The sequence below is a fragment of the Streptosporangium sp. H16 genome, from assembly GCF_051918855.1.
Lineage (GTDB): Bacteria > Actinomycetota > Actinomycetes > Streptosporangiales > Streptosporangiaceae > Streptosporangium.
Window position 1 is genome coordinate 251,703 of record NZ_JBPXMD010000001.1, and the last position, 24,311, is coordinate 276,013.

The following is a 24,311-nucleotide window of genomic DNA, read 5'->3' on the forward strand; positions in this document are numbered from 1 at the left end:
CCTGTGAGATCGGCGGCCCGCTGCGCTAACTTCGCACTTTGGCTGAGAACGGATGATGAGCGGGGGCGGCGCGTGCCGCGCCCACGGCGGGAGCATGATGGCTGAGGTCGCGTACATCGGCGGATACACCCCGGACACCAACGGGTCCGGGCCGGGGATCACCCTGGTCGAGCTGGGGAGCCTCGCGCGGCTCGGGGAGACGGCGGCCTCCGGCCCCTCCTTCCTCGCCGTCCACCCCACCCTCCCGGTCCTCTACGCGGTGGGGGAGAGCGAGCGCGGCACGGTCTGCGTCTTCGCCCGAGCCGGGGACGGCACGCTGAGCCCGCTCGCGCAGCGGCCCAGTGAGGGATCGGCCCCCTGCCACCTGGCGGTGGACCCCACCGGCACGCGCCTCGCGGTGGCCAACTACGGCGACGGCACGGTCAGCGTGCACGGCATCGACGGCTCCGGCCTCCTGACCGACGTGTGGATCTTCCCCTACCGCGAGGGCGCCCACGCCCACCAGGCGGTCTTCGGCCCCGACGGGGTGCTGTACGTGAGCGACCTGGGCTCCGACGAGGTCCGCCGCTACCTGGTCGGGGACGAGGTGGTCCCGCACCCCGCGGGTCCGGTGCGGCTCGCGTCCGGCATGGGTCCCCGGCACATGGCCTGGTCGGACGGCCACTGGTACGTGGCGGGGGAGCTGGACGGCACCGTGCGCGTCTACGAGGTCTCCGACGGCCTCGATGCTCTCGACGGCCTCGACGGCTCCGAGGCCTCCGGCGTCTCGGGTGTCTCCGGCGGGGAGTGGCGCGAGGTCGCCGCCGTCCCGGCCAGCGGGATCGACGGGCACAACCAGCCCTCGCACCTGGAGGTCTCCGGCGGCCTCGTCTACGTCGCCAACCGGGGACCCGACACGATCTCGGTCTTCGCGGGTCCCGGGCTGGAGCCGGTGGCGGAGGTCCCCTGCGGCGGCGTCTGGCCGCGGCATTTCGCCATCGCCGACGACCGCGTGTACGTGGCCAACCGGCGCTCGGACGGCGTCGCCGTGCTCCCGCTCAAGGGGGGCGTGCCGCAGCCCGTGGAGGAGGTCTTCGCCGTCGGCACCCCCTCCTGCGTGCTGCCCCTGCCCTAGCATTTCCCTGGGGGCCTCCCGGGGCCTCCGGCCCGCTTCCGGCATGCCTCCACCGGGCCCGTGCCGGGCCTTCGACGCGCGCGCCCGGCCGGACGCGGGGAGCCGGGTCCGCCGGGCGGCTCACCTGTCGATCATGGGAAAGGACATGTGAGGACTACCCGCCTTGGTCTAGACCACTGGGCGCATCTGCGGGCAGAATGCGTTGCGTCGGTGGCGAAAACCCGTCGCCGGTCCGACCGTGCCACTTAGTCTGGCCATCTTGTATCGAACTCACTACCGGAGGATGCCATGCGTATCGGAGTGCTCACCGGGGGCGGCGACTGCCCTGGCCTGAACGCCGTTATCCGCGCCGTCGTGCGCAAGGGAGTGGGCGTTCACGGGCATGAGTTCGTCGGGTTCCGCGACGGCTGGCGCGGCCCCCTCGAGGGCGACACCATGCCGCTTGACATCGAGGCCGTACGCGGAATCCTGCCGCGTGGCGGAACGATCCTTGGCTCTTCCAGGACCAACCCGATCAAGATCGAGGGCGGCGTTGAGAAGATCAAGGAAAACCTCGCGAAGGGCGGGGTCGACGCGCTGATCGCGATCGGCGGCGAGGACACCCTCGGTGTGGCCAAGCAGCTCTTCGACAAGGGCGTGAAGGTCGTCGGCGTGCCCAAGACGATCGACAACGACCTCAACGCGACCGACTACACCTTCGGCTTCGACACGGCCGTCAACATCGCCGTCGAGGCGATCGACCGCCTGCACACCACCGCCGAGTCCCACCACCGCGCGCTGATCTGCGAGGTCATGGGCCGTCACGCGGGCTGGATCGCCCTGCACGCCGGAATGGCGGGTGGCGCCAACGTCATCCTCATCCCGGAGAAGCCCTTCGACATCGACAAGGTCTGCGCCTACGTCGAGTCCCGCTTCGAGACGCGGTACGCGCCGATCATCGTCGTGGCCGAGGGGGCGCACCCGGTCGAGGGCCAGATGGCGCTGCAGGCGGGCGAGCTCGACGCCTTCGGCCACGTGCGGCTCGGCGGCATCGGCGAGAACCTCGCCAAGGAGATCGAGAAGCGCACCGGCAAGGAGGCCCGCACCACCGTGCTCGGCCACATCCAGCGCGGCGGCACCCCCACGGCCTTCGACCGGGTGCTGGCCACCCGGTTCGGCCTGCAGGCCATCGACGCGGTGCAGGAGGGTGACTTCGGCAAGATGGTCGCCCTGCAGGGCACCGACATCGTCAGGGTCGGCCTCGACGAGGCCACCAAGGAGCTGAAGACCGTGCCGGCCGGCCGCTACGAGGAGGCCGAGGTCTTCTTCGGCTGAGCCGGATCGCCCCCGGAGCCCGCCCCCGAGGCGTCTCTCCGGGTGCGCCGGTAAGTGTTCTGCAAGCGGCCTCCCCTAGCCTCCCGACAGGGCGGCCGCCCGCGATTCCCCTCCATGTACGGCTTGCGCCTTGACCAGGCACCAGCGGGGGCGCAAGCCGTACATCATCGCCCTTGCGAGTCGAACAGCGACGGGCCCTTCCGCGCGGGAGCCGGCGGCGGGGCGACCGGCTCCCGGAGGTGGTCCTCGTCGCGGAGGCTCTCCAGTCTGACCAGCAGGGCGGCGTCGCTCTCCATCTCCCGCTGCGACGGCGCCAGGATGACGGCCAGCAGCAGGCCGAGGGTGAGCAGGCTCACCAGGGCCAGCGTGGGCAGCATGAAGTCGACGCCCCTGGCCCCCTCGACCGGCGTCAGCGAGATCAGGGGCCGCACCTCGAGCGCGAACATGCCGGTGTAGTGCATGCCGCAGACGGCCAGAGCCATGATCAGCGCGGCGCCGCCGGTGGCGAGCGCGCCGCTGACCCGCAGGGTGAACCAGAGTGCCACCGTGGACGCGGCGATCGCGATCAGTACCGAGAGCCCGACCAGCGGCGGGTCGTAGGAGACCTGCGCCGACATGTTCATCGCGAACATCCCGATGTAGTGCATGCCCGCCACGCCGAGGCCTGTGAGCACGCCGCCGGACAGCAGGGAGAGCGGCCTCTCGCCCTGGTAGGAGACCAGGAACAGGCCCGCGCCCACGATGACGACCGCCAGGGCCGCCGAGCCGATCGTCAACGGCACGTCGTAACGGATCTGGCCACCGCCGACGGCGAAGCCCATCATGGCGACGAAGTGCATGACCCAGATGCCGGTGCCGCCGATGGACAGCGCCCCGCCCGCCAGCCAGCGGACGCGGGCCGCGCCCGTCGCCGCGCGGGCCCTGGCGGTGAGCAGGAGGCCGAGCATGCATCCGACACTCGACATGACGTAGGCCAGCGCGGGGGTGAGCAGGCCATAGGAGAAGTGATCTACGTGGGACATGTTCCAGTTTCTGGTGAGAGGGAAACCAGGGGATTATTGCAGCTCGCGGCCTTTCCGGAGAAAGGGGCGGGCGGTCGATGACGGGAATCGAGGACCCGTTCTGGCGAGCGGTCGCGGTTTTCCGCGTCGCATCCCTCGGGTACGCGGCGGTCCTGCTCGTCCGCGCCGGAGGGTACGCCCACCCGGTGACCGGCTGGCTGGTGATCGGCGTCATGGCACTGTGGACCGTGGCGACGATCTTCGCCTACTCCGTCAGGGAGCTGCGCGGCCGGCCCCTGCTCGCCGCCGACATGCTCGTGACGGTGGGCTGCCTGCTCGCCACTCCGGCCGTGCAGGGCCCCTACCAGCAGGGTAGCCTGCCGATCACCGGCACCTGGATGGGCGGGGCGGTGCTCGCCTGGGGAGTGTACGGTGGGCGGCGGCTGGGGGCGGTGGCCGCGCTGATCGTCTCGCTGGCCGATCTGTGGCTGCACGGCGTCCCCGGGGGCGGCTTCGAGATGCTGCCGATCAACGGAACCGTCCTGCTCTTCCTCGCCGGGGTGGTCGTCGGGCACGTGGCCCGGCTGGCCAAGAAGGCCGAGGAGCGCATGCAGCAGGCGATCGAGCTGGAGGCGGCCGGGCGGGAGCGGGAGCGGCTCGCCAGGGGAATCCACGACTCGGTGCTCCAGGTGCTGGCGCTGGTCCAGCGGCGCGGGCAGGAGATCGGCGGCGAGGCGGCCGAGCTGGGCAGGCTCGCGGGCGAGCAGGAGGCCGCGCTGCGCGAGCTGGTCAGGCTCAGGCCCGAGACGTCCGCCCTCGGCACCGCCGACCTGTGCGCCCTGCTGCACAGGTACGGCTCGGCCACGGTGATCGTCTCGGCCCCGGCGACCCCGCTGACCCTGCCCGCGGCCACCGCGGCCGAGATGGCCGCCGCGGTCGGGGCCGCCCTGGACAACGTCGCTCGCCACTGCGGGGCGCGGGCGCCCGCCTGGGTCTTCGCCGAGGGCGACGGCGGGCTGGTCACCGTGACCGTCAGGGACGAGGGGCCGGGCATCGCGCCCGGACGCCTGGAGGAGGCCGCCGCCGACGGGCGGCTGGGTGTCGCGCAGTCCATCCGGGGCCGCATCGCCGACCTCGGCGGCACGGTCACCGTGATCTCGGACCCGGGCCGGGGCACCGAGATCGAGATGTCGGTGCCGGCCGGGTGAGAAAGACCGGCAGGGTGAGGAAGACCGGCCGGGCGGGACATAACAGCCCTAAGGTGGGCCAATGCGCGTGATGGTGGTGGACGACCACCCGATGTGGAGGGACGGGGTGGCCAGGGATCTGGCCGAGGCCGGGTACGAGGTCGTGGCGACGGTCGGGGAGGGGCGGCAGGCGGTCCGGGTGGCCGCGGCGGTCCGGCCCGAGCTGGTCGTGCTCGACCTGCAGCTGCCCGACCTGCCGGGGGTCGAGGTGGCCAGGAGGCTGGCCGCGTCGGAGCCGCCGCCCCGGGTGCTGATGCTGTCGGCCAGCGGCGAGCAGGAGGACGTGCTGGAGGCCGTCAAGGCAGGCGCGTCCGGATATCTCCTGAAATCAGCGAGCAAGGAGGAGTTCCTCGACGCGGTCAGGCGCACCGCCGAGGGCGACGCGGTGTTCACCCCCGGCCTGGCGGGACTCGTCCTGGGGGAGTACCGCAGGCTGGCCGCCAGGCCCGCGCCCGAGACGACCCCGCGCCTGACCGAGCGGGAGACCGAGGTGCTCCGCCTGGTCGCCAAGGGCCTGTCGTACAAGCAGATCGCTGAGCGTCTCGTGCTCTCCCACCGGACGGTGCAGAACCACGTCCAGAACACGTTGAACAAGCTCCAGCTCCACAATCGGGTGGAGCTGGTCCGCTACGCGATCGAGCAGGGCCTCGACGAGTCGTAAGCGCGACTAAAGTGACAAGGTCGAGACGTTGTCTTTGCGTGAGTACGCGAGAGACTTGACCGTGGTACCCGGACCCCCGGGTTCTCCGGGTCTCCCTGACGTCCCCCGACTCCCCGTTCCCCTCGACGTTCCACCGGAGGTCGCACCATGACCATGTCCGCCTTGGGCGAGCCCTGCGTTCTGCTCAAACTGGGCGAGGTCGTCCTCAAGGGCAACAACCGCGAGCTCTTCGAGCGCAGGTTGCAGGCCAACATCAAGGCCGCCCTGAAGGACGTCGGCGTCAAGGTCGACGTACGGCAGCGCCACGGTGTCATCGCGCTCTTCCTGCCGGACGGCAGCGACGCGGAGATCGCCGACGCGGTCGCCGAGCGTGTCTCGTACGTCCCCGGCCTGGTCTGGGTGCACCGCGCCTGGCGGGTGGAGAAGGACCCCTCGGCGATCACCAAGGCCGCCATCGAGTTGCTGGCCGACCGCGACGACGTCAGGCGCGGCGTCTCCTTCGCGGTCCGCTCCCGCCGCCGCGACAAGCGCTTCCCGCTCACCTCGATGCAGCTGGACCGCTCGGTCGGCGGCGAGCTCAACGACATCTACGGCCTGCCGGTCGACCTGAAGCGCCCCGAGCTGGTGGTCTCCATCGAGGTCGACCGCGACGAGGCGTTCGTCTTCACCGGCGGGCAGCCGGGCCAGGGCGGGCTGCCGGTCGGCACCAGCGGCAGGGGCCTGGTGCTGATGTCCGGCGGCATCGACTCCCCGGTGGCCGCCTACCGGATGATGCGCCGCGGCCTGCGGGTCGACTTCCTGCACTTCTCCGGCATCCCCTTCACCACCTCGGAGTCCATCTACAAGGCGTACGCGCTGGTCAGGGCGCTCGACAAGTTCCAGGGCGGGTCCCGGCTGTGGGTCGTCCCCTTCGGCAAGGCCCAGCAGTCGATCAAGGCCTCCGGGCAGGACCGTCTGGCGATCATCACCCAGCGGCGCCTGATGCTGAAGACCGGCGAGGAGGTCGCCCGCCGCCTGCGCGCCGGGGCCCTGGTCACCGGCGACTCCCTGGGGCAGGTCTCCTCGCAGACCCTGCAGAACATCACCGCCCAGGACGACGCCGTCGACATGCCGATCCTGCGTCCCCTCATCGGCCTCGACAAGACCGAGATCATGGCCGAGGCCCGCCGCATCGGCACCCTGGCGATCTCCGAGCTGCCGGACGAGGACTGCTGCACGCTCCTGGCCCCCCGCAGGGCCGAGACCGCCGCGAAGCTCGTCGACCTGAAGAAGATCGAGCGCCGCCTCGACGCCGAGGAGCTCGCCGTCCAGCTGGCCGGGTCCCTGCAGGAGTACAGGCTCGACGCCTGAACCCCCCGGGCACGCCCGGGGGGAGGGGCGAGAGGCGTCAGGCCGGGGCCGGGAGGTCACCCGCCGGGCAGGCTCCCGAGGACGTCACGGGCCGAGGGGGCCGAGAGGCGTCAGGCGGGGGCCAGGAGGTCACCGGCGGCGACCTTGCCCAGCAGCGGCGGGAAGTGCTCCATCACCCGGGCGAGCTCGTCCAGGTCGCCGTCGACCAGTGCCTGCGGGCCGTCGCAGAGGGCCTGCTCGGGGTGCGGGTGGACATCGATGATCACGCCGTCGGCGCCGGCCGCGATGGCCGCGCGGGTGAGCGGCAGGACCAGGTCGCGGTGGCCGCCGGAGTGGGACGGGTCGACGATCACCGGCAGGTGCGACAGCCGCTGGGCGAGCGGCACCGCCGAGACGTCCAGGGTGTTGCGGGTGGCGGTCTCGAAGGTGCGGATGCCGCGCTCGCACAGCACGATGTCGAGGTTGCCGCGCTGGGCGACGTACTCGGCGGCCATCAGCCACTCCTCGATGGTGGCGCTCATCCCGCGCTTGAGCATCACCGGCTTGCCGGCGGCGCCGACGGCCTGCAGCAGCGCGAAGTTCTGCGCGTTGCGGGTGCCGACCTGGAGCATGTCGGCGTAGGAGGCCACCAGCTCCACGTCGTCGGCGTCGACGACCTCGGTGACGACGGGAAGCCCGGTCTGCTCGCGCACGTCGGCGAGGATGCGCAAGCCCGCCTCGCCGAGCCCCTGGAAGGCGTACGGGGAGGTGCGGGGCTTGTAGGCGCCGCCGCGCAGCAGGGAGGCCCCGGCCGCCTTCGCCATCAGGGCGGCCTCCAGGGTCTGCTGAGGGGTCTCCACCGCGCACGGCCCGGCGATCAGGGTGACCGTGTCCGGGCCGATCGGCACGCCGCCGACGCGCACGGTGGACCGCTCGGGGTGGTTGTCGCGGCTCACCAGCTTGTACGGCGCGCTCACCCGCATCACGTCGGCCACCCCCGGCATCCCGCGCAGGTCCAGGGTGGCGAACTGGGCGATGTCGCCGACCAGGCCGATGATCGTGCGGCTCACGCCCCGGCTGACGAACGCCTCGCCGCCCGCCGCGCTGATGATCTTCACGATCGCCTCGACGTCCTCTCGCGTGGCGTCCGGGCCCATGACGATGACCATTTCTCTCCCTCTCGATCGCTCCGCCGGTGCCGGCCGATCCCGGCGGGCCCCGATGGTTCTCGTGGTTGTGACGTTCTCGGCGAAGGCCGGGAAAAGCAGAAGGCCCCGAGTCCGAAAACCGGACCCGGGGCCTTCTGTTCGCCAGGCTGTCAGCGCAGCATCTGGAGGCGAACGGTCCGACCTGAGGGTCCGTCGCCATACCAAAACCAGAACGCGGTGCGCATAGCCGCAAATGATAGCGCACGACGAGAACACGCTCTCCCGTGACCCGGGGTCCGGAGGGGGAAGGGTGCAATGCGGTGGCCACCGAGGAGGCGGGAAACCGACGATGGCAGGATTGCCCCGTGCCAGCGGGGAAACGGCGAGGGGAGTGACGGTGGAGCAGCCCGAATCACCGGAGGAGCCTCGCCTGCCCCCCGGCCAGTACGTCCCCCGGGGCAGGCCGGTGATCCACTACGGCCGGGTGCCCACCTTCCGCCCGGCGACCTGGCAGTTGCACGTCATGGGGGCGACCGCCTCGGGCGAGCAGCACCGCTTCACCTGGCCCCAGTTCTCCGAGCTGCCGCGCACCACGATCGTGGCCGACTTCCACTGCGTCACCAAGTTCTCGATCATGGGCAACGAGTGGAGCGGGGTGTCCACGGAGACGCTGATGAAGATCGCCCCGCCCGCGCCCGACGTGAAGCACGTGATGATCTGGGGCGAGTACGGCTACAGCGCCAACGTCCGGATCGGCGACTTCACCCGCTCCCAGACGATGTTCGCGCTGGAGCTCGACGAGAAGCCCATCTCCCCGGAACGCGGGTTTCCGGTGCGGATGGTCGTCCCGCACCTGTACGCGTGGAAGAGCGTCAAGTGGGTTCGCGCCGTGGAGTACCTGGTGGAGGACAAGCGCGGTTTCTGGGAGGAACGCGGTTACCACAACATCGCCGACCCCTGGCGCGAGCAGCGCTACTCCTATCAGGAGGAAGCGGGCGAAGGTCCGCCGTGATCCGCGTTCGCCCCTGATCAGAGGGGCGGGTTGACTACGGTTTTCCGCATGTCGACCACCGGCTGGGTGCTGCTGTGCGCCTTCAGCACCCTCCTCGGATTCCTCCTTCCCCGCCCGCGCCGGCGGCACCCGGACCGTCCGGGCGGCCCGACGGACGAGGCCACCTTCCTCACCCTGCACATCGCGGCGATGGCGGCGCCCTCTTTGCGGGCCGGGCTCACCCGCGACTCCGCCCGCAAGGCGGTCCGCCACCTGCGTGCCCTGCTGGGCACCAGCGCCATCGCGGTCACCGACTCCGGTGGCCTGCTCGCCTGGGACGGCGCGGCGGGCTGCCACCGCGACCACGCGCCCGAGCACGCCCGTACGGTCCTCGCCTCCGCCCGCCCGCGTACGGTGGCCGGAGACGAGCTGGCCTGCGACACGCCGGGCTGCGCCATCGGGGGCGGGGTCGTCGTGCCGCTCACCGTCGACGGGCGGGTGGTCGGGGCGCTCGCCGCGTACGACACCGTGGTGAGCGCGGCGCTGGTACGGACCGTCACCGAGGTCGGCAGGTGGGTCTCGGGACAGCTGGAGCTGGCCGAGGCCGCCTCCTCGCGGCGGCGGACGATGGCGGCCGAGATGCGGGTGCTGCGCGCCCAGATGTCCCCGCACTTCGTCTACAACGCGCTGACCACCATCGCCTCCTTCGTCCGTACCGACCCCGACCGGGCGCGGGAGCTGCTGGTGGAGTTCGCCGACTTCAACCGGTACGCACTGCGCCGGGCCCGCGACTTCGCCACCCTCGCCGAGGAGGTGCACTGCGTGGACCGCTACCTGCTTCTGGAACGTGCCAGATTCGGCGACCGGCTCCGCGTCACCCTCCGGGTCGCGCCGGAGGTGCTGTCGCTCCCCGTCCCGTTCCTCTGCCTGCAACCCCTGGTGGAGAACGCCGTCAAGCGCGGGGTGGCCGCGGCGGGACGTCGGGGCGAGGTCCGGGTGGTGGTCAGCGACGCCGGCCCCGAGGCGCACATCAGCGTGGAGGACGACGGCCCGGGCACGCCTTCCGAGCGGACCCGGCCGCTCCTCGGCGGCGGCCCCCCGCACGAGGGCCCGCACGAGGAGGAGGAGGGCGGGATCGGGCTGGCCGGCGTGGACGTGCGGTTCCGCCAGATCTACGGCGAGGACTACGGCCTGGTCGTGGAGAGTGCCCCGAACGCGGGTACCACGGTGAGGCTCCGCGTTCCCAAGCTCCCCCGCCAATAGCTACATGTAGTCAAACTATTACCTGAAGTCGCCATGCGGCTTGCGGCGGATGTGGTTCAGGGGGCAGCGTAGGGTCATGTTGCGAGTCCTGGCCGTTGACGACGAGGTCCCCGCTCTTGAGGAGATCGCCTATCTCCTCCGCCAGGACCCCCGGATCGAGCACGTCTCCACCGCCGTGGGCGGCGTCACCGCGCTCCAGGACATGGTCCAGATGATCGGTACGGGCGAGCGGCTGGACGGGGTCTTCCTCGACATCCGGATGCCCGGCCTCGACGGCCTCGACCTGGCCAGGCTCATCGCGGGCTTCCCCAACCCGCCCCGGCTGGTCTTCGTCACCGCCCACGAGGAGTGCGCGGTGCAGGCCTTCGAGCTGGAGGCGGTCGACTACCTGCTCAAGCCGATCAGGGCCGACCGGCTGGCCGAGGCGGTGCGGCGCCTGGAAGCGCTGATCCCCGCGACCCCCGCGGCGGCCGACCCCGTGGCCGAGGACGTCATCCCGGTCGAGCTCGCCGGGCGGACGAGGTTCGTGCCGCAGCAGGCCGTCTGGTTCGCCGAGGCGCAGGGCGACTACGTCCGGCTGCACACCGACGAGGGCAGCTATCTGGTCCGCATGCCGCTGGCCGCCCTGGAGCGGCGCTGGGCCGGGTCGGGGTTCATCAGGGTGCACCGCAGCACGCTCGTCTCGGTGCGGCACGTGAGCGAGCTGCGCTTCGACGGCGGCCGGGTGATGCTCAGGGTGGGCACCGAGACGCTCCCGGTCAGCCGCCGCCACACCCGCCAGGTCCGCGAGCGGCTCATCCGCCAGTTCCGCGACCGCCCGGCCGTCCCCGGGGTGGCCCGGGGCAGGTCCCTGCCCTCCGCCGCCCTGCGCTAGCCCCGTACTGATCTGAGAGGGCCTTTCGCCCTTCCCGGGCCCCCGTACGACCAACGCCTACCCGGGGCCCTGCCTCGCGCTCCCACGCCCCCGTGTCCCGGGGCCCTGTACGACCAACGCCTACCGGGGCCCTGCCTTGCGCTCCCACGCCCCCGTGTGGCGATTCACGCCCGGGTGGACCCCGGCACGCCCACACCCGGGCCGCCGGCCGTGTCTCCGATCGCCACCCCGGCCGTGGCCCGGACGGCGCCCCGCGCTCGCCGCGGCCATCCTCGCCCGGGACGCCTGCCTGCCGTCGCCGGGCTCCCGGTCCCCGGCCCCGCTCGCCGGCACGCGTTTCGCGCGCCCTGCCCGCGTTCCCCCGTACCGGTGGTCCCACGGGCCCCAGAAACCCCCGATCGACCGTTCGTCGTCCGCCGGCGGCCGCTCGTCGTACCGGCACTCTCCGTACATCGACAACTACGAACCGTTAATCGCGCTGGGGGGAAAGCGCCGCTCACTCGTCTGGACGCGCCTCTAGTGTTCCCTCATCGGAGAGCGAGACCCGCCGCGTCAGGGGGGGACAGAGCCGGAAGGCTCGCACAAGACCTGACGTGCGGACATCGGGTGACCGTCGAGAGCCGGCGACATCCGGTCACTCGGCCGCCGGGTCCTTGGCCGGAAGGGGAGGGGCCGCCGATCTCCGATATGACGGGACGCCCGCGCCAGCCAGCGGGCCGGACCGTGATCCGGCCACACGGGGGCGGCCGGATCACGAGGACGGGCGTCCCGTCTGACCTCGCGGACCCCCGGGGGCACGTGCCCTCCCGGCCGGCGATCACCGGCAGGCGGCCGGTCGCCGGATCAGGAGTCGCGCAGCTTCTTGAGCACGTCGATGTCCTCGCGGTGCTTCTCGGCACCGCCCGGCGTCTCGATGCAGAACGGCACCCCCGCCACCGCGGGGTGGCGCATCATCTCGGCGAAGGGGGCGGCGCCGATGTGGCCGGCGCCGATGTTCTCGTGCCGGTCCCTCCTGGAGGCGCACGGGTCCTTGGAGTCGTTGGCGTGGACCAGCTTGAGCCGCCCCGGGGCGATCGCGTGCAGGGCGTCCAGGGTCTCCTTGACGCCCTCGGAGGTCGACAGGTCGTGCCCGGCGGAGAAGACGTGGCAGGTGTCGAAGCAGATGCCCGCCTTCGGGTGCCAGTCGAGGGCCTCCAAGTAGGGCTCCAGGTCCTGGACGGTCGCGCAGAGCACCCCGCCCTGCCCCGCCATCGACTCCAGCAGCAGGTCGGGACCGTCGTCGGGGATCTCCTCCAGGAGCGGCAGGAGGTGCTCGTGCAGCTGGCGCAGGGCGGCGTCACGGGACTGGCTCACCGCCGACCCCGTGTGGATGACCACTCCCTTCGCGCCGATCGCGTGGCCGCGCAGCAGGTTGTGCCGCACGGTGGCCACCGACTTCTCCAGCGTCTCGGGGCTGGGAGACCCCACGTTGACGAGGTAGGAGGCGTGCACGAAGGACAGCACGCCCGACTCGCGCAGCTTGGCGTCCTGGGCGGGGTCGCCCGCGGCGAGCGCCCAGCCGCGGGGGTTGCTGACGAACACCTGGATCATCTCGGCGCCGATGTCCGCGGCGTACCGCAGCCCGCCCTTGGCGAGACCACCGGTGACGGAGACGTGCCCGCCGATGAGGGAGAGTGAAGTCATAGTGAACCCATTTTAGGCGCCACCCGGGCGGCCGGCCTGTCCCCGGCGATCGGTGTTCCTTATCGCCCGGCGTCACCCGCCGGCACCCGTCGTTCAGCGAGTTTGGAGCATGTTACGAAAATCTGGGGCAAATCATGGCTCACTTTGCGGTTCTTGGCGCTGGACCGCGCACACCGGCGGTGTGTGTACTGCTCACATGCGTAACGTGGACTCCGCGCCGAACTCCGCGCCGCCGGTCCCGGGGCTGGCCGCGTTCAACGCGCTGGGCGCCGAGGAGGCCGAGGCAGGGCTGCTGGCCTGCTGCGCCTGCCGGGCCTTCGCCCGGGAGGTGGCCGCGCTGCGCCCCTACCGCGACCTCGACCGGCTGGCCGAGGCGGCGGAGGCCGCCGTGCGGGGGCTGGACTGGTCCGGCGTCCGCGAGGCGCTGGCCGCCCACCCCCGGATCGGCGAGCCGCCCCGGGAGGGTGGTCCGGCGGCCGGTTCCGAGCCGCCCGGCCAATCGGGAGAACGCGTGGAAAGGCGCTCGGAAACCGAAGCGGCCTGGTCGCGGGGGGAGCAGGCGGGGGTCGACACGGCCGGGCGGGAGGTCCTCGACCGGCTGGCGGAGGGAAACCGCGCCTACGAGCGGCGGTTCGGCCACGTCTACCTGATCTGCGCCACCGGCCTGTCGGCGGGGGAGATGCTGGCCCGTCTCACGGAGCGGCTCGGCAACGACGAGGACACCGAGCGGGAGGTCGTCAGGGCCGAACTCGCGAAGATCACCCGGCTGCGGCTGGCGAAACTTCTGGGGGCCGCCACATGAGCCCCGCGCCTCCGGGAGCCGTCACGAGTTTCGTGCCACCGGGAGCCGTCACGAACCCGGGAGCCGTCACGGCCTCCGTACCCCTCGAAGACCGCGCGCCGGGGAAGGGTCACACATGAGCCTGTCCACCCACGTGCTGGACGCCGCCCTGGGCAGGCCCGCGGCGGGGGTCGCCGTACGCCTGGAAAGGGACGGCGAGGTGCTCGCCGAGGGCGTCACCGACACCGACGGGCGGATCACGGGATGGACCTGCGGGGAAGGCGACCACCGCCTGGTCTTCGACACCGGCGGCTACTTCGCCGCCCGCGCGGTGAAGGCCTTCTACCCCCGGGTCTCGATCGACTTCACGGTGGCGGACCCGCGGGAGCACCACCACGTGCCCCTGCTGCTCAGCCCGTTCGCCTACTCGACGTATCGAGGGAGCTAGCATGCCCGTCGTTCTCGGTCCCAACCGCTACGGCAAGGCGGAGACCCGCCTGGTCCGCGTCGTCAGGGACGGCGGCGTCCACCACGTCAAGGACGTCACCGTCGGCTCGGCGCTGTCCGGGGACATGGAGGCGGTCCACCTCACCGGCGACAACGCCGCGGTCCTGCCGACCGACACGCAGAAGAACACCGTGTACGCCTTCGCCAGGAAGTACGGCGTGGCGGAGATCGAGGACTTCGCGGTCCTGCTGGCCCGCCACTACGTGGAGTCGCAGCCCACCGTCCACCACGCCCGCGTGGAGATCGAGGAACACTTCTGGGACCGCATCCCGGTGTCCGACGACGTCGCAGGGGAGCGCGGGCGGCACTCCTTCGTCCGCTCGGGCCGGGAGACGCGTACCTGCGCCGTCCATCACGACCGGGACGGCACCACCACCGTGGTCTCCGGGCTGAGGGACCTGGTGGTGCTCAACTCGACCGACTCGGAGTTCTCCGGCTTCGTCGAGGACGAGTACACCACCCTCCCGCCCACCAAGGACCGCGTCCTGGCCACCGCGGTCTCGGCCCGCTGGCGGCACCTGCCCGGCGCGGAACCGCCGGGGACGGCGTACGGGGAGTCGTACGACGAGGTGCGCCGCCACCTGCTCGGGGCGTTCGCCGAGACCTACAGCCTGTCGCTGCAGCAGACGCTCTACGCGATGGGCGAGCGGGTCCTGAACGCCCGCGAGGAGGTCTGCGAGGTGCGCCTGGCGATGCCGAACAAGCACCACTTCCTGGTCGACCTCACCCCGTTCGGGCTGGACAACCCCAACGAGGTGTTCCACGCGGCCGACCGTCCCTACGGGCTGATCGAGGGCAGCGTGCTCCGCGACGACGCCCCCGACGCCCGCTTCGCCTGGGAATGACTGGGAGTGACGAACATGGACTTCCTGCGACCCGCCACGTGGGCGGAGGCACTCGCCGCCAGGGCCGACCGGCCGGACGCGGTGCCCATCCAGGGCGGCACCGACATGATGGTCGAGCTCAACTTCGACGTGCGGCGGCCCGGCGCGCTGCTCGACCTGAACCGGGTCGCCGAGCTCGCGGAGTGGAGCGAGGAGCCGGACGGCAGGCTCAGGGTCGGCGCGGGCGTGACGTACGCCCGGCTGATCGCCGAGCTGGGAGACCGGCTGCCCGGCCTGGCCCAGGCCTCCCGCACGGTCGGCTCGCCGCAGATCCGCAACCGGGGCACCGTGGGAGGCAACCTCGGCGCGGCCTCGCCCGCCGGGGACGGCCACCCGCCGCTGCTGGCCGGGGACGCGGTCGTCGAGGTCGAGTCCGCGGCCAGGGGCGTGCGGATGATCCCGGCCGACGGCTTCTACCTCGGGGTCAAGCGCAGCGCGCTGGAGGCCGACGAGCTGATCCGGGCGTTCTGGATGAGCCCCGCGAGCGGCCCCCAGTACTTCTCCAAGGTCGGCACCCGCAACGCCATGGTGATCGCGGTCTGCTCGTTCGCGATCGCGCTGCGCCCCGGCGAGCGCCGGGTCGGCACCGGCATCGGCTCGGCCGCCCCGACCCCCCGCCGCGCCGTCGCCGCCGAGGAGTTCCTCGCCGCGGAACTCGACTGGGAGGCGCGGCTCGACCCGGCGGTGCTCGGCCGTTTCGGGGAGCTGGCCGCCGAGGCCGCCTCGCCGATCGACGACGTGCGCGGCACCGCCGATTACCGGCGCCACGCCATCGCGGTGATGGCGCGGCGCACCCTCACCTGGGCGTGGAACGAGTTCCGCTCCGGACACTTCGAGAGGAGGGCCGGGTGATGCGCGTCACCTTCACCGTCAACGGCCGCACGGAGACCGCCGACGACGTCTGGGAGGGCGAGAGCCTCCTGTACGTCCTGCGCGAGCGGGTCGGCCTGCCGGGTTCCAAGAACGCGTGCGAGCAGGGCGAGTGCGGCTCCTGCACGGTCTACCTCGACGGGATCCCCGTCTGCGCGTGCCTGGTCGCGGCCGGGCAGGCCGAAGGGCGCCAGGTCCGCACCGTCGAGGGGCTCGCCGACGGCGACCGGCTCGACCCGATCCAGGAGGCCTTCGTCGAGTGCGGCGCCGTCCAGTGCGGCTTCTGCACCCCCGGCCTCCTCGTCCAGGCCCACGACCTGATCGAACGGGTCGGGCAGCCGTCCGACGCGGAGATCCGCGAGGCCCTGGCGGGCAACCTGTGCCGGTGCACCGGCTACGAGAAGATCCTCGACGCCGTGCGCCTCGCCGCGGCGCGGAAGGCGGAGGCCTCGTGAGCTCCATCCCGATCGAGAGCGTCCCCGCGGAGGGCGGCGGCCTCGTGAGCGTGACCCCGATCGAGAACGTCCGTGGGAAGGCGGCGGCCCGGTGAGCTCCATCCTGATCGAGAACGTCCACATCGCCCCGGTCGCGGGCCCGGAGATCCCCTCGGGGCACATCCACGTCGAGGGCGACAGGATCGCGGCCGTGGGCGCCGGCCCGGCGCCGGACGTCCCGGGAGCGGCCAGGATCGACGGCACCGGCTGCCTGGCCACCCCCGGCCTGGTCAACACCCACCACCACCTCTACCAGTGGGCCTCCCAGGGGCTCGCCCAGGACGCCACCCTGTTCGAGTGGCTGACGGCGCTCTACCAGGTGTGGGCCGCGATGGACGCCGAGGTCGTCAGGGGCGCGGCGGGCGCGGGGCTGGGCCATCTGGCCCTGTCCGGCTGCACCACCTCCAGCGACCACCACTACATCTTCCCCTCCGGGCGCGGGGACCTGTTCGCCGCGGAGATCGAGGCGGCGAGGGAGGTCGGCCTGCGCTTCCACCCCGCCCGGGGCTCGATGGACCGGGGGAAGTCGCAGGGCGGCCTGCCACCGGACGTCGTGGTCGAGCGGCTCGACGCGATCCTCGACGCCACGGCCGAGGCCGTCGACACCTACCACGACCCGTCCTTCTCCTCCATGCTCCGCGTCGCGGTCGCCCCCTGCTCGCCGTTCTCCGTCAGCGCCGACCTGATGACCGAGGCCGCCGCGCTGGCCAGGTCCAAGGGCGTGCGCCTGCACACCCACCTCGCCGAGACCCTCGACGAGGAGGAGCACTGCCTGCGGCAGGTCGGGCAGCGCCCGGTCGACTACATGGAGAAGCTCGGCTGGCTCGGCCCGGACGTGTGGTTCGCCCACGCCGTCCACCTGAGTGACGGCGACATCGACGTCTTCGCCCAGACCGGTACCGGTTCGGCACACTGTCCCAGCTCCAACGGCCGTCTCGGCGCCGGGATCGCCCGCGTCTCCGAGATGCTCCACCGGGGCGCGAACGTCGGCCTGGGGGTGGACGGCAGTGCCTCCGCCGAGCTGACCTCCCTGTCCGGCGAGATGCGGCAGGCCCTGCTGTTCCAGCGGGCCAGGTACGGGCCCACCGCGCTCACCGCCCGCCAGGCCCTGGAGATCGCCACCCTCGGCGGGGCGAGGAACCTGGGCCGGCAGGAGGAGCTCGGCTCCCTGGAGGCCGGGAAGCTCGCCGACATCGCCCTCTGGCGCACCGGGGCCTTCGCCTCCGCGGTCGCCGACCCGGTCTGCGCCCTGGTTTTCGGCACCCGGCAGCCCCCGCTGGCCCGGCTGCTGGTCGGCGGCCGGACCGTCGTCGAGGACGACGAGCTGCGTACCGTCGCCCAGGACGAGCTCGGCCGCGCGGGAGGCGAGGCGCACCGCCGCCTCATGCGCCTGGCGGCGGAGCAGGGCTTCGGGATCTCGTGACCTTCCCCGCCGGTGGCCCGGAGGCGTCGCCGGGCAGCACCGGGCGTCCGGAGCGTCCGGGGCGTCCTGGTTGTCCAGGGGGTCCGGGGGGTCCGGGGGGTCCGGGGGGTCCGGGGGGAGGGGCCGGGCGTCCGGGGGCGGATGTCAAGATGGTGCTCCGTCTCACCGGGGTCCGGCATCCGCCTCCCGTCCGCTCGTACCGGCCGGGGACGCGTGCCCCCCATCCGTCATCAGGGAGCAGGGTTGTCTGAGTCGTCGGGACACGTCGTGATCGCCCCGGACAAGTTCAAGGGTTCGCTGACCGGTGCCGAGGTCGCCGCGCGGATCGCGGCGGGTCTCGGGCCCGGCGTCGCCACGGTCGCGCTGCCGGTGGCCGACGGCGGTGACGGCACCGTGGACGCCGTCGTGGCCTGCGGGTTCACCCGCGTCGAGACCGAGGTCACCGGTCCTGTCGGCGTACCGGTCCTCGCCTCCTACGCCTGGCGCGACGCCTCCCCGCCGGAGGGCGGTGCTCCGGGGACGGACGTGCCGACGGCGGTCGTCGAGCTGGCCGAGGCGTCCGGCCTGCGGCGGCTGCCGGTCGCCTCCGGGCCCGCCGCCCCGGCGGGATCGCCCGCGCACGAGGGCGTCGAGCTGGCCCCGCTCACCGCGACCAGCCACGGCACCGGCGAGCTGATCGCCCACGCCGTACGGCGCGGGGCCCGGCGGGTCGTGCTCGGCCTCGGCGGCAGTGCCTGCACCGACGGCGGCACGGGCATGATGCGGGCGCTCGGCGTCCGCTTCCTGGACGCCGAGGGGCGGGAACTCCCCTTCGGGGGAGCGGCCCTCCGCGACCTGGCGAGAATCGACACCTCCGGACTCATCGCCGTTGACGGGGTCGAGTTCGTGGTCGCGGGCGACGTGGACAACCCGCTGCTCGGCCCGCACGGCGCCGCCGCCGTGTACGGACCGCAGAAGGGCGCGAGCCCCGACGACGTGAAGCTGCTCGACCGGGCCCTCGCCCGGCTCGCCGCCGTCGCCGCGCACACCCACGGCCTGGTCGGGGCCATCGAGCACGACGGCGTCGTCCGCTCGATGGGCGTGGCCGGGCAGCCGGGCGCGGGCGCCGCGGGAGGAGTGGGCTTCGCCGCGCTGGCCTTCCTGGCCGCCGACTTCCGCCCGGGCATCGACTATCTCCTGGAACTGCTCGGCTTCCGCGACCGGCTCGAGGGCGCGCGCCTCGTCGTCACCGGCGAGGGCTCGCTCGACGAGCAGACGCTGCGCGGCAAGGCACCCGCCGGGGTGGCGAGCGCCGCGGCCAAGGCGGGGGTCCCGGTCGTCGCGGTCTGCGGGCGCCGCAGCCTCGGCGACGAGGAGCTGAACGCGGCGGGCATCACGGCCGCCTACGCGCTCACCGACATCGAGCCCGACCCGGCCGTGTGCATGTCCCAGGCGGGCCCGTTGCTGGAGCGGCTCGCCCGCAGGGTCGCGGAAAGGCACCTTTGACAGACGGCGAGGACGGAGAGCGGATGAGCGCAGGGGCTGAGGACGTACCGGATCTGGTCATCCGGTCCCGCAGGGTCGTACTGCCCGGGGGAGAGGAACCGGCGGCGGTCGCCGTACGGGACGGGAGGATCGTCGGGGTGCATGCCCACGACGCCGGGCCGGACGCCGTCGAGCGGGTCGACCTCGGCGACGTCGCGCTGCTGCCCGGCCTGGTCGACACCCACGTGCACGTCAACGAGCCCGGCCGCACCCACTGGGAGGGGTTCGCCTCCGCCACCCGGGCGGCCGCGGCGGGCGGGGTGACCACGATCGTGGACATGCCGCTCAACTCGCTGCCGCCGACCGTGAACGCGGACGCCCTGGCCGTGAAGCGGAGGGCCGCGGACGGGCAGTGCGCGGTGGACGTCGCCTTCTGGGGCGGGGCCGTCCCCGGCAACGTCGGGGACCTGCGGGCGCTGCACGAGGCGGGCGTACGCGGGTTCAAGTGCTTCCTGTCCCCGTCGGGCGTGGACGAGTTCCCGCCGCTGGACGCGGACGGCCTGCGGGCCGCCATGGTGGAGATCGCCTCCTTCGACGGCCTGCTGGTCGTCCACGCCGAGGACCCCGCGCTGCTCGCCGACCCCGGGGGGCCGGGATATCCGGAGTTCCTCGACTCCCGGCCGGGAGAGGCCGAGCGCCGCGCCGTCGAACGGGTCGCCGCGCTGGCGGGGGAGACCGGGGTGCGGGCGCACATCCTGCACGTGTCGTCCGCATTGTGCCTGGAACCGCTGGCGAAGGCCCGGCGGGAGGGGGTGCGGCTCACCGCGGAGACCTGCCCGCACTACCTCACGCTGATGGCCGAGGAGGTGCCCGAGGGCGCCACCCAGTTCAAGTGCTGCCCGCCGATCCGCTCCTCGGCCAACCGCGACGAGCTCTGGCGCGGGCTCGCCGACGGGGTGCTCGGCTGCGTCGTCTCCGACCACTCGCCGTCCACCCCCGACCTGAAGGTGCCCGACTTCGCCGCCGCCTGGGGCGGGATCTCCTCCCTCCAGCTCGGCCTGACCGCCGTCTGGACCGAGGCGGCGCGGCGCGGGCACGGCCTGGGCGACGTCGTGCGCTGGATGGCGGGAAACCCGGCCGAGCTGGCCGGGCTGGCCGGGCTGCGCGGCAAGGGCGCGATCGCGGTGGGCGCGGACGCCGACCTCGTCGCCTTCGACCCCGACGCCGTCCACACCGTGGACGTCTCCGCCCTGCACCACAGGAACCCGGTCACGCCCTACCACGGCAGGACGCTGGTGGGGGAGGTGCGCACGACGTGGCTGCGCGGCCGGGCCGTGGGTAGGGAACCCCGGGGCGCCCTCCTGTAGGGCCGCCGGACCTGAAGGGCCGTGGAACGACCCCGGTGGCCGGGCCGGCTCCCCGCGAGAAAGGTTCTCTCCTTGACCGAGTTCACGACCGGATTCACCGCGCTGCCCGACCTCGCCCTGCGCACCCTCGGCGGCTCGGTCATCGCGGCCAACGACGAGTCCTTCGCCGAGAAGGAGAGCCTCATCAGGCCGGGCCGCCCCGGCTTCATGCCGCACACCTTCGGGGCCAAGGGCCAGGTCTACGACGGCTGGGAGACCCGCAGGCGCCGCGAGCCCGGCCACGACTGGGCCCTGGTCAGGCTCGGCATGCCCGGGGTGATCAGGGGCGTCGTGATCGACACCGCCTGGTTCAAGGGCAACTACCCGCCGTACGCCTCCGTCGAGGCCGCCGAGGTCGAGGGCTACCCCACGGTCGCCGAGCTGGAGACGGCCGGCTGGACGGAGATCGTTCCCAGGAGCGAGCTGAAGGGGGACGCCGAGCACCTCTTCGCGGTGCCCGGCGAGCGCCGCCACACGCACGTACGGCTGAACATGTTCCCCGACGGGGGCATCGCCCGCCTGCGGGTGCACGGCGAGGTCAGACCCGACCTGTCCCTGTACGAGGGACTCGGCCTGGACCTGGCCGCCCTGGAGAACGGCGCGCTCGTCACCGCGTGCTCCGACGAGTTCTACTCCTCGCCCAACAACGCCATCTCACCCGGCCTCGCCCGCCACCAGGCCGAGGGCTGGGAGACCGCCCGCCGCCGCGACGACGGCAACGACTGGCTGGTGATCCGCCTGGCGGGCCCCGGCGTCGTCAGCCTCGCCGAGATCGACACCACCAACCTGGTGTTCAACGCCCCCGCCGAGGTCTCCGTCACGGGCAGCGCGGACGGCACCACCTGGTTCCCGCTGCTGCCCAGGACCCGCCTGCTGCCCGACACCCGGCACCGCTTCCGCATCCGGGACGCGCCCGCGGCCACGTACGCCAGGGTCGACATCCATCCCGACGGCGGCCTGGCCCGGATCCGCCTGCACGGCTTCCTCGCCGAGACCGGGGGCTGATCCCGCCCCGGTGCCGGAGAGTCAGTACCAGATGGTGACCTCGGTGCCGGGCGGGACCGCCTGGCCGCCCGGCGGAACCTGGGCCAGCACCCTGCCCTTGCCCAGGGTGCGCCTCAGCTTCACCGTGACTCCCGCGGCGCGCAGCTCGTCCCTCGCCGCCCGGTAGTCCTTGAACACGATGTTCGGGATCACCACGATCTTCTGGTCGTCGCCGGGCGGTGGCTCGCCCTCGCGCTCCCAGGGCCAGCGCCAGTCGCCGCCGCACTGCGACAGGGTCAGCCGGACCACGGCACCCCTGTCGACCTCGGCCCTGGGCAGCGGGTCCTGGGCGATGACGGTGCACGGCTGGGCGGAGTCGGTCTGCTCGACGAACTCGGGAACGAACCCGCCCCCGCGCAGCACCGCGTCGGCCTGGTCGCGGGGCATTCCCCTGAGGTCAGGCATGACCAGGCCCGCGCTCACGACCAGGTCGAGCTTGCTGTTCTCCTTGACCGGGTTTCCCACCGCGGGGATGGTCCGCATCACCTGGCCGCGCGGCACGGTCTCGCTGGCCTGCTTCCTGACGTCGTCGACGAGGAGGGAGGACTCCGCCAGCTTGCTCCTGGCCTGCGGTTCGGTCATCCCCACCACGTTGGGCACCGCCACCCGCTTGGGGCCGGCCGAGGCGATGAGGATCAGCTTGCTGTTCGGCTCGGCCTCGGTGCCCGCCGCGGGCTCGGTGCGCAGCACGATCCCCTTGGGAACCTTCTCGTCGTGCTCGGCCTTGCCCGTCTCGACCGCGAAGCCGCTCCGCTTGGCCTCGCCGGTGGCGGCCATGACGTTCTTGCCCACCAGGGTGGCGGGCACCACGATGGAGGTGTTCTGCGAGAACAGCCAGCCGGTCACCCCCACCGCGATCACCATGACCACGGCCAGCCCGATCAGGAACCAGCGGGCCCCCGACCCCCCGCGCGCCCTGGGGACGGCCTCGGGGCGGTCGCCGGCCGGGCCGGTGAGCAGGTCGGCGCGGGGCTGGATCAGCGTGTGGTTGGCCGGGGCGGGGGGCGCGGGTGCCACCATCTCGTGGCCGTGCGGCGGGCCGACGGGGACCGACGGCACCGGGCCGCTCTCCCTGGGCAGCATCCGGTGCGCCTCGACGGCGGCGACCAGCAGCGCGGTGGCGTCCGCCGGACGGTGGGCGGGGTCGCGGGCCGTCGCCCTGGCCACCAGCGTGTCGAGCAGCGGGGAGGAGCCGGGCAGCAGCGCCGAGGGCACGGGCACCGTGTCGTGCACGTGCCGGTAGGCCACCGACATCGGGGTCTCGCCCTCGTACGGCTGGCGGCCGGTCAGGAGCTCGAACAGCATGATGCCGGCCGCGTAGACGTCGCTGCGGGCGTCGGCGCCGCCGGAGGTCACCTGCTCGGGCGACATGTAGCCGATAGTGCCGATCATGACACCCGTGCGCGTCTGGTTGCTCGCCTCGATCGCGCGGGCCAGGCCGAAGTCGACGACCTTGACCCGGCCGTCGTCGGCGAGCAGCACGTTCTCCGGCTTGACGTCCCGGTGGATCAGGCCGGACTGGTGGGCGGCGCCCAGCGCGGCGAGGACGGGGATCATGACTTCCAGCGCCTCGCGGGCGGGCAGCCTGCCCCGGGCGCGGAGCACGTCGCGCAGGGTCCGCCCCGGCACGTACTCCATCGAGAGGTAGACGTTGTCGCCGTCCGTGCCCTGGTCGAACACGTGCACCACGTTGGGGTGCGACAGGCTGGCCACCGACTTGGCCTCGCCGATGAAGCGCCGCACGAAGGCGGGGTCCTCGGCGAGCGAGCGGTGCATCACCTTGACGGCGACCGTGCGGTCGAGCCGGACGTCCAGGGCCAGATAGACGGTCGCCATTCCGCCCCGGGCGATCCGGGACTCAACGCGGTAACGCCCGTCGAGGAGTTTCCCGACCAGGGGGTCCGTAAGCGTCGTGTCCACGTGGCCGAGTTTACGGGCGATTTGGCGCCGACAGGATCCCCGAATCCCAAACCGATGCCGAGACGTGGTGGTTTTCTATCGATGAACCACCGGCGTGCTGTCGATCGAGGGAGAGGAGGCTTCCGCGTAGCGACGCCGGGGTATCCGCCCGGCCATACGGGCCGCCCGGCCCGCGGAGACGGCCGAGCGCATCGCCCGGGCCATCAGGTCAGGACGCTGCGCGCGGGTGACCGCCGTGGCCAGCAGGACCGCGTCGCAGCCCAGCTCCATGGCGAGCGCCGCGTCGCTGGCCGTGCCGATCCCGGCGTCCAGGATCACCGGCACGCTCGCGAACTCCACGATCAGCTCGATGTTGTGCGGGTTGCGGACGCCCAGCCCCGAGCCGATCGGCGCGCCCAGCGGCATCACCGCCGCGCAGCCCGCCTGCTCCAGCCTGCGCGCCAGCACGGGGTCGTCGCCGATGTAGGGCAGCACCGTGAACCCGTCGGCGACCAGCCGCTCCGCCGCGTCGAAGGTCTCGATGGGGTCGGGCAGCAGGGTGCGCTCGTCGGCGATGACCTCCAGCTTGACCCAGTTCGTCTCCAGCGCCTCCCTGGCCAGCCTGGCGGTCAGCACGGCCTCACCGGCGGTGAAGCAGCCCGCGGTGTTCGGCAGCACCTTGATGTCGCGTCTGCGGAGCACGTCGAGCACCGAGCCCCGCGCGGCCGGGTCGAGCCGCCGCATCGCGACCGTGGTCAGCTCGGTCCCCGAGGCGGCGAGCGCCTGGTCGAGGATCTCCAGGGAGGGGGCGCCCCCGGTGCCCATGATCAGGCGGGAGGAGAACTTCTCGCCGCCGATGATCAGCTCGTCCGCCATGCCCGCCATACCCGTCATGTCAGCTGTGTCAGTCATGT

22 protein-coding genes are annotated in these 24,311 nt (G+C 72.7%); 17 read left to right on the top strand and 5 right to left on the bottom strand.

Features of this window, described 5'->3' with window-relative positions:
- The first annotated feature begins 97 nt into the window (after positions 1-97).
- Together ACTOQ2_RS01135 and ACTOQ2_RS01140 are read left to right on the top strand one after the other, a co-directional pair.
- Entirely contained in the window at positions 98-1,114 is a 1,017-nt protein-coding gene (locus tag ACTOQ2_RS01135; protein ID WP_440097761.1) for a lactonase family protein, read from the top strand.
- A 288-nt stretch (positions 1,115-1,402) separates the two neighbouring features.
- Positions 1,403-2,428: a 6-phosphofructokinase gene (locus ACTOQ2_RS01140; RefSeq protein ID WP_362676568.1), complete on the top strand. Its 1,026-nt coding sequence runs from the start codon at positions 1,403-1,405 to the stop codon at positions 2,426-2,428.
- Positions 2,429-2,592: 164 nt separating this feature from the next.
- Here the strand turns inward: ACTOQ2_RS01140 and ACTOQ2_RS01145 are convergent, their stop codons facing one another.
- On the bottom strand, positions 2,593-3,450 hold the full coding sequence (locus ACTOQ2_RS01145; RefSeq protein WP_440097762.1) for an MHYT domain-containing protein: 858 nt from the start codon (positions 3,448-3,450) through the stop codon (positions 2,593-2,595).
- A 77-nt stretch (positions 3,451-3,527) separates the two neighbouring features.
- Between ACTOQ2_RS01145 and macS the strand changes: the two genes are divergently transcribed.
- The 3 genes from macS (at position 3,528) to thiI (ending at position 6,687) form a co-directional block, all read left to right on the top strand.
- Positions 3,528-4,637 carry a MacS family sensor histidine kinase gene (gene macS / locus ACTOQ2_RS01150; RefSeq protein WP_440097763.1) on the top strand — a complete coding sequence of 370 codons (1,110 nt, stop codon included), beginning with the start codon at positions 3,528-3,530 and terminating at the stop codon, positions 4,635-4,637.
- Between the two features lie 70 nt (positions 4,638-4,707).
- Complete coding sequence (locus ACTOQ2_RS01155) at positions 4,708-5,337, top strand: response regulator (RefSeq protein ID WP_440065467.1); 630 nt, start codon at positions 4,708-4,710, stop codon at positions 5,335-5,337.
- A 147-nt stretch (positions 5,338-5,484) separates the two neighbouring features.
- Complete coding sequence (gene thiI, locus ACTOQ2_RS01160) at positions 5,485-6,687, top strand: tRNA uracil 4-sulfurtransferase ThiI (RefSeq protein ID WP_440097764.1); 1,203 nt, start codon at positions 5,485-5,487, stop codon at positions 6,685-6,687.
- 110 nt (positions 6,688-6,797) lie between these two features.
- On the opposite strand, the gene aroF is transcribed toward thiI, so the two are convergent.
- The gene (gene aroF, locus ACTOQ2_RS01165) at positions 6,798-7,835 is read right to left on the bottom strand and encodes a 3-deoxy-7-phosphoheptulonate synthase (protein WP_440097765.1); all 1,038 of its coding nucleotides are present in this window, start codon (positions 7,833-7,835) and stop codon (positions 6,798-6,800) included.
- A gap of 328 nt (positions 7,836-8,163) precedes the next feature.
- On the opposite strand from aroF, the gene ACTOQ2_RS01170 reads away from it, so the two are divergent.
- From ACTOQ2_RS01170 to ACTOQ2_RS01180, 3 genes are all read left to right on the top strand, one after another.
- Positions 8,164-8,826, top strand: a complete 663-nt coding sequence (locus tag ACTOQ2_RS01170) for a molybdopterin-dependent oxidoreductase (protein ID WP_440097766.1) — start codon at positions 8,164-8,166, stop codon at positions 8,824-8,826.
- 48 nt (positions 8,827-8,874) lie between these two features.
- Positions 8,875-10,068, top strand: a complete 1,194-nt coding sequence (locus ACTOQ2_RS01175; RefSeq protein ID WP_440097767.1) for a histidine kinase — start codon at positions 8,875-8,877, stop codon at positions 10,066-10,068.
- Positions 10,069-10,144: 76 nt separating this feature from the next.
- On the top strand, positions 10,145-10,942 hold the full coding sequence (locus tag ACTOQ2_RS01180; RefSeq protein WP_362676553.1) for a LytR/AlgR family response regulator transcription factor: 798 nt from the start codon (positions 10,145-10,147) through the stop codon (positions 10,940-10,942).
- A gap of 843 nt (positions 10,943-11,785) precedes the next feature.
- Here ACTOQ2_RS01180 and ACTOQ2_RS01185 read toward each other — a convergent pair.
- The gene (locus tag ACTOQ2_RS01185; protein WP_440065186.1) at positions 11,786-12,625 is read right to left on the bottom strand and encodes a deoxyribonuclease IV; all 840 of its coding nucleotides are present in this window, start codon (positions 12,623-12,625) and stop codon (positions 11,786-11,788) included.
- 196 nt (positions 12,626-12,821) lie between these two features.
- Between ACTOQ2_RS01185 and uraD the strand changes: the two genes are divergently transcribed.
- The 9 genes from uraD (at position 12,822) to alc (ending at position 21,459) form a co-directional block, all read left to right on the top strand.
- Positions 12,822-13,427 (top strand): 2-oxo-4-hydroxy-4-carboxy-5-ureidoimidazoline decarboxylase, encoded by a 606-nt coding sequence (gene uraD / locus ACTOQ2_RS01190; RefSeq protein ID WP_440097769.1) that lies wholly within the window; start codon positions 12,822-12,824, stop codon positions 13,425-13,427.
- A gap of 115 nt (positions 13,428-13,542) precedes the next feature.
- Entirely contained in the window at positions 13,543-13,854 is a 312-nt protein-coding gene (gene uraH / locus ACTOQ2_RS01195; RefSeq protein WP_440097770.1) for a hydroxyisourate hydrolase, read from the top strand.
- 1 nt (position 13,855) lies between these two features.
- Positions 13,856-14,758 (top strand): factor-independent urate hydroxylase, encoded by a 903-nt coding sequence (gene pucL / locus ACTOQ2_RS01200; protein WP_440097771.1) that lies wholly within the window; start codon positions 13,856-13,858, stop codon positions 14,756-14,758.
- Between the two features lie 15 nt (positions 14,759-14,773).
- On the top strand, positions 14,774-15,649 hold the full coding sequence (locus tag ACTOQ2_RS01205) for an FAD binding domain-containing protein (protein WP_440065181.1): 876 nt from the start codon (positions 14,774-14,776) through the stop codon (positions 15,647-15,649).
- Positions 15,649-16,122, top strand: a complete 474-nt coding sequence (locus ACTOQ2_RS01210) for a (2Fe-2S)-binding protein (protein ID WP_440065180.1) — start codon at positions 15,649-15,651, stop codon at positions 16,120-16,122. Before ACTOQ2_RS01205 ends, ACTOQ2_RS01210 begins: the two co-directional genes overlap by 1 nt.
- Positions 16,123-16,213: 91 nt before the next feature.
- Complete coding sequence (locus ACTOQ2_RS01215; protein WP_440097772.1) at positions 16,214-17,584, top strand: 8-oxoguanine deaminase; 1,371 nt, start codon at positions 16,214-16,216, stop codon at positions 17,582-17,584.
- A 243-nt stretch (positions 17,585-17,827) separates the two neighbouring features.
- A complete protein-coding gene (locus ACTOQ2_RS01220) occupies positions 17,828-19,069 on the top strand; it encodes a glycerate kinase (protein WP_440097773.1) in 1,242 nt (413 codons plus the stop codon).
- 23 nt (positions 19,070-19,092) lie between these two features.
- Positions 19,093-20,415 (top strand): allantoinase AllB, encoded by a 1,323-nt coding sequence (gene allB, locus ACTOQ2_RS01225; protein WP_440097775.1) that lies wholly within the window; start codon positions 19,093-19,095, stop codon positions 20,413-20,415.
- 72 nt (positions 20,416-20,487) lie between these two features.
- Positions 20,488-21,459 carry an allantoicase gene (alc, locus tag ACTOQ2_RS01230; protein WP_440097776.1) on the top strand — a complete coding sequence of 324 codons (972 nt, stop codon included), beginning with the start codon at positions 20,488-20,490 and terminating at the stop codon, positions 21,457-21,459.
- A gap of 21 nt (positions 21,460-21,480) precedes the next feature.
- Here the strand turns inward: alc and pknB are convergent, their stop codons facing one another.
- Positions 21,481-23,418 (bottom strand): Stk1 family PASTA domain-containing Ser/Thr kinase, encoded by a 1,938-nt coding sequence (gene pknB / locus ACTOQ2_RS01235; RefSeq protein ID WP_440097777.1) that lies wholly within the window; start codon positions 23,416-23,418, stop codon positions 21,481-21,483.
- Between the two features lie 75 nt (positions 23,419-23,493).
- Positions 23,494-24,309 carry a thiazole synthase gene (locus ACTOQ2_RS01240; protein WP_440097778.1) on the bottom strand — a complete coding sequence of 272 codons (816 nt, stop codon included), beginning with the start codon at positions 24,307-24,309 and terminating at the stop codon, positions 23,494-23,496.
- Positions 24,310-24,311 lie beyond the last annotated feature (2 nt).

Excerpts from the sequence above, each read along its gene's own strand:
- ACTOQ2_RS01135 (WP_440097761.1), top strand. The coding sequence starts at position 98 with ATGGCTGAGGTCGCGTACATCGGCGGATACACCCCGGACACCAACGGG.
- ACTOQ2_RS01140 (WP_362676568.1), top strand. The coding sequence starts at position 1,403 with ATGCGTATCGGAGTGCTCACCGGGGGCGGCGACTGCCCTGGCCTGAAC.
- ACTOQ2_RS01145 (WP_440097762.1), bottom strand. The coding sequence starts at position 3,450 with ATGTCCCACGTAGATCACTTCTCCTATGGCCTGCTCACCCCCGCGCTG.
- macS (WP_440097763.1), top strand. The coding sequence starts at position 3,528 with ATGACGGGAATCGAGGACCCGTTCTGGCGAGCGGTCGCGGTTTTCCGC.
- ACTOQ2_RS01155 (WP_440065467.1), top strand. The coding sequence starts at position 4,708 with ATGGTGGTGGACGACCACCCGATGTGGAGGGACGGGGTGGCCAGGGAT.
- thiI (WP_440097764.1), top strand. The coding sequence starts at position 5,485 with ATGACCATGTCCGCCTTGGGCGAGCCCTGCGTTCTGCTCAAACTGGGC.
- aroF (WP_440097765.1), bottom strand. The coding sequence starts at position 7,835 with ATGGTCATCGTCATGGGCCCGGACGCCACGCGAGAGGACGTCGAGGCG.
- ACTOQ2_RS01170 (WP_440097766.1), top strand. The coding sequence starts at position 8,164 with ATGGCAGGATTGCCCCGTGCCAGCGGGGAAACGGCGAGGGGAGTGACG.
- ACTOQ2_RS01175 (WP_440097767.1), top strand. The coding sequence starts at position 8,875 with ATGTCGACCACCGGCTGGGTGCTGCTGTGCGCCTTCAGCACCCTCCTC.
- ACTOQ2_RS01180 (WP_362676553.1), top strand. The coding sequence starts at position 10,145 with ATGTTGCGAGTCCTGGCCGTTGACGACGAGGTCCCCGCTCTTGAGGAG.
- ACTOQ2_RS01185 (WP_440065186.1), bottom strand. The coding sequence starts at position 12,625 with ATGACTTCACTCTCCCTCATCGGCGGGCACGTCTCCGTCACCGGTGGT.
- uraD (WP_440097769.1), top strand. The coding sequence starts at position 12,822 with ATGCGTAACGTGGACTCCGCGCCGAACTCCGCGCCGCCGGTCCCGGGG.
- uraH (WP_440097770.1), top strand. The coding sequence starts at position 13,543 with ATGAGCCTGTCCACCCACGTGCTGGACGCCGCCCTGGGCAGGCCCGCG.
- pucL (WP_440097771.1), top strand. The coding sequence starts at position 13,856 with ATGCCCGTCGTTCTCGGTCCCAACCGCTACGGCAAGGCGGAGACCCGC.
- ACTOQ2_RS01205 (WP_440065181.1), top strand. The coding sequence starts at position 14,774 with ATGGACTTCCTGCGACCCGCCACGTGGGCGGAGGCACTCGCCGCCAGG.
- ACTOQ2_RS01210 (WP_440065180.1), top strand. The coding sequence starts at position 15,649 with ATGCGCGTCACCTTCACCGTCAACGGCCGCACGGAGACCGCCGACGAC.
- allB (WP_440097775.1), top strand. The coding sequence starts at position 19,093 with ATGAGCGCAGGGGCTGAGGACGTACCGGATCTGGTCATCCGGTCCCGC.
- ACTOQ2_RS01240 (WP_440097778.1), bottom strand. The coding sequence starts at position 24,309 with ATGACTGACACAGCTGACATGACGGGTATGGCGGGCATGGCGGACGAG.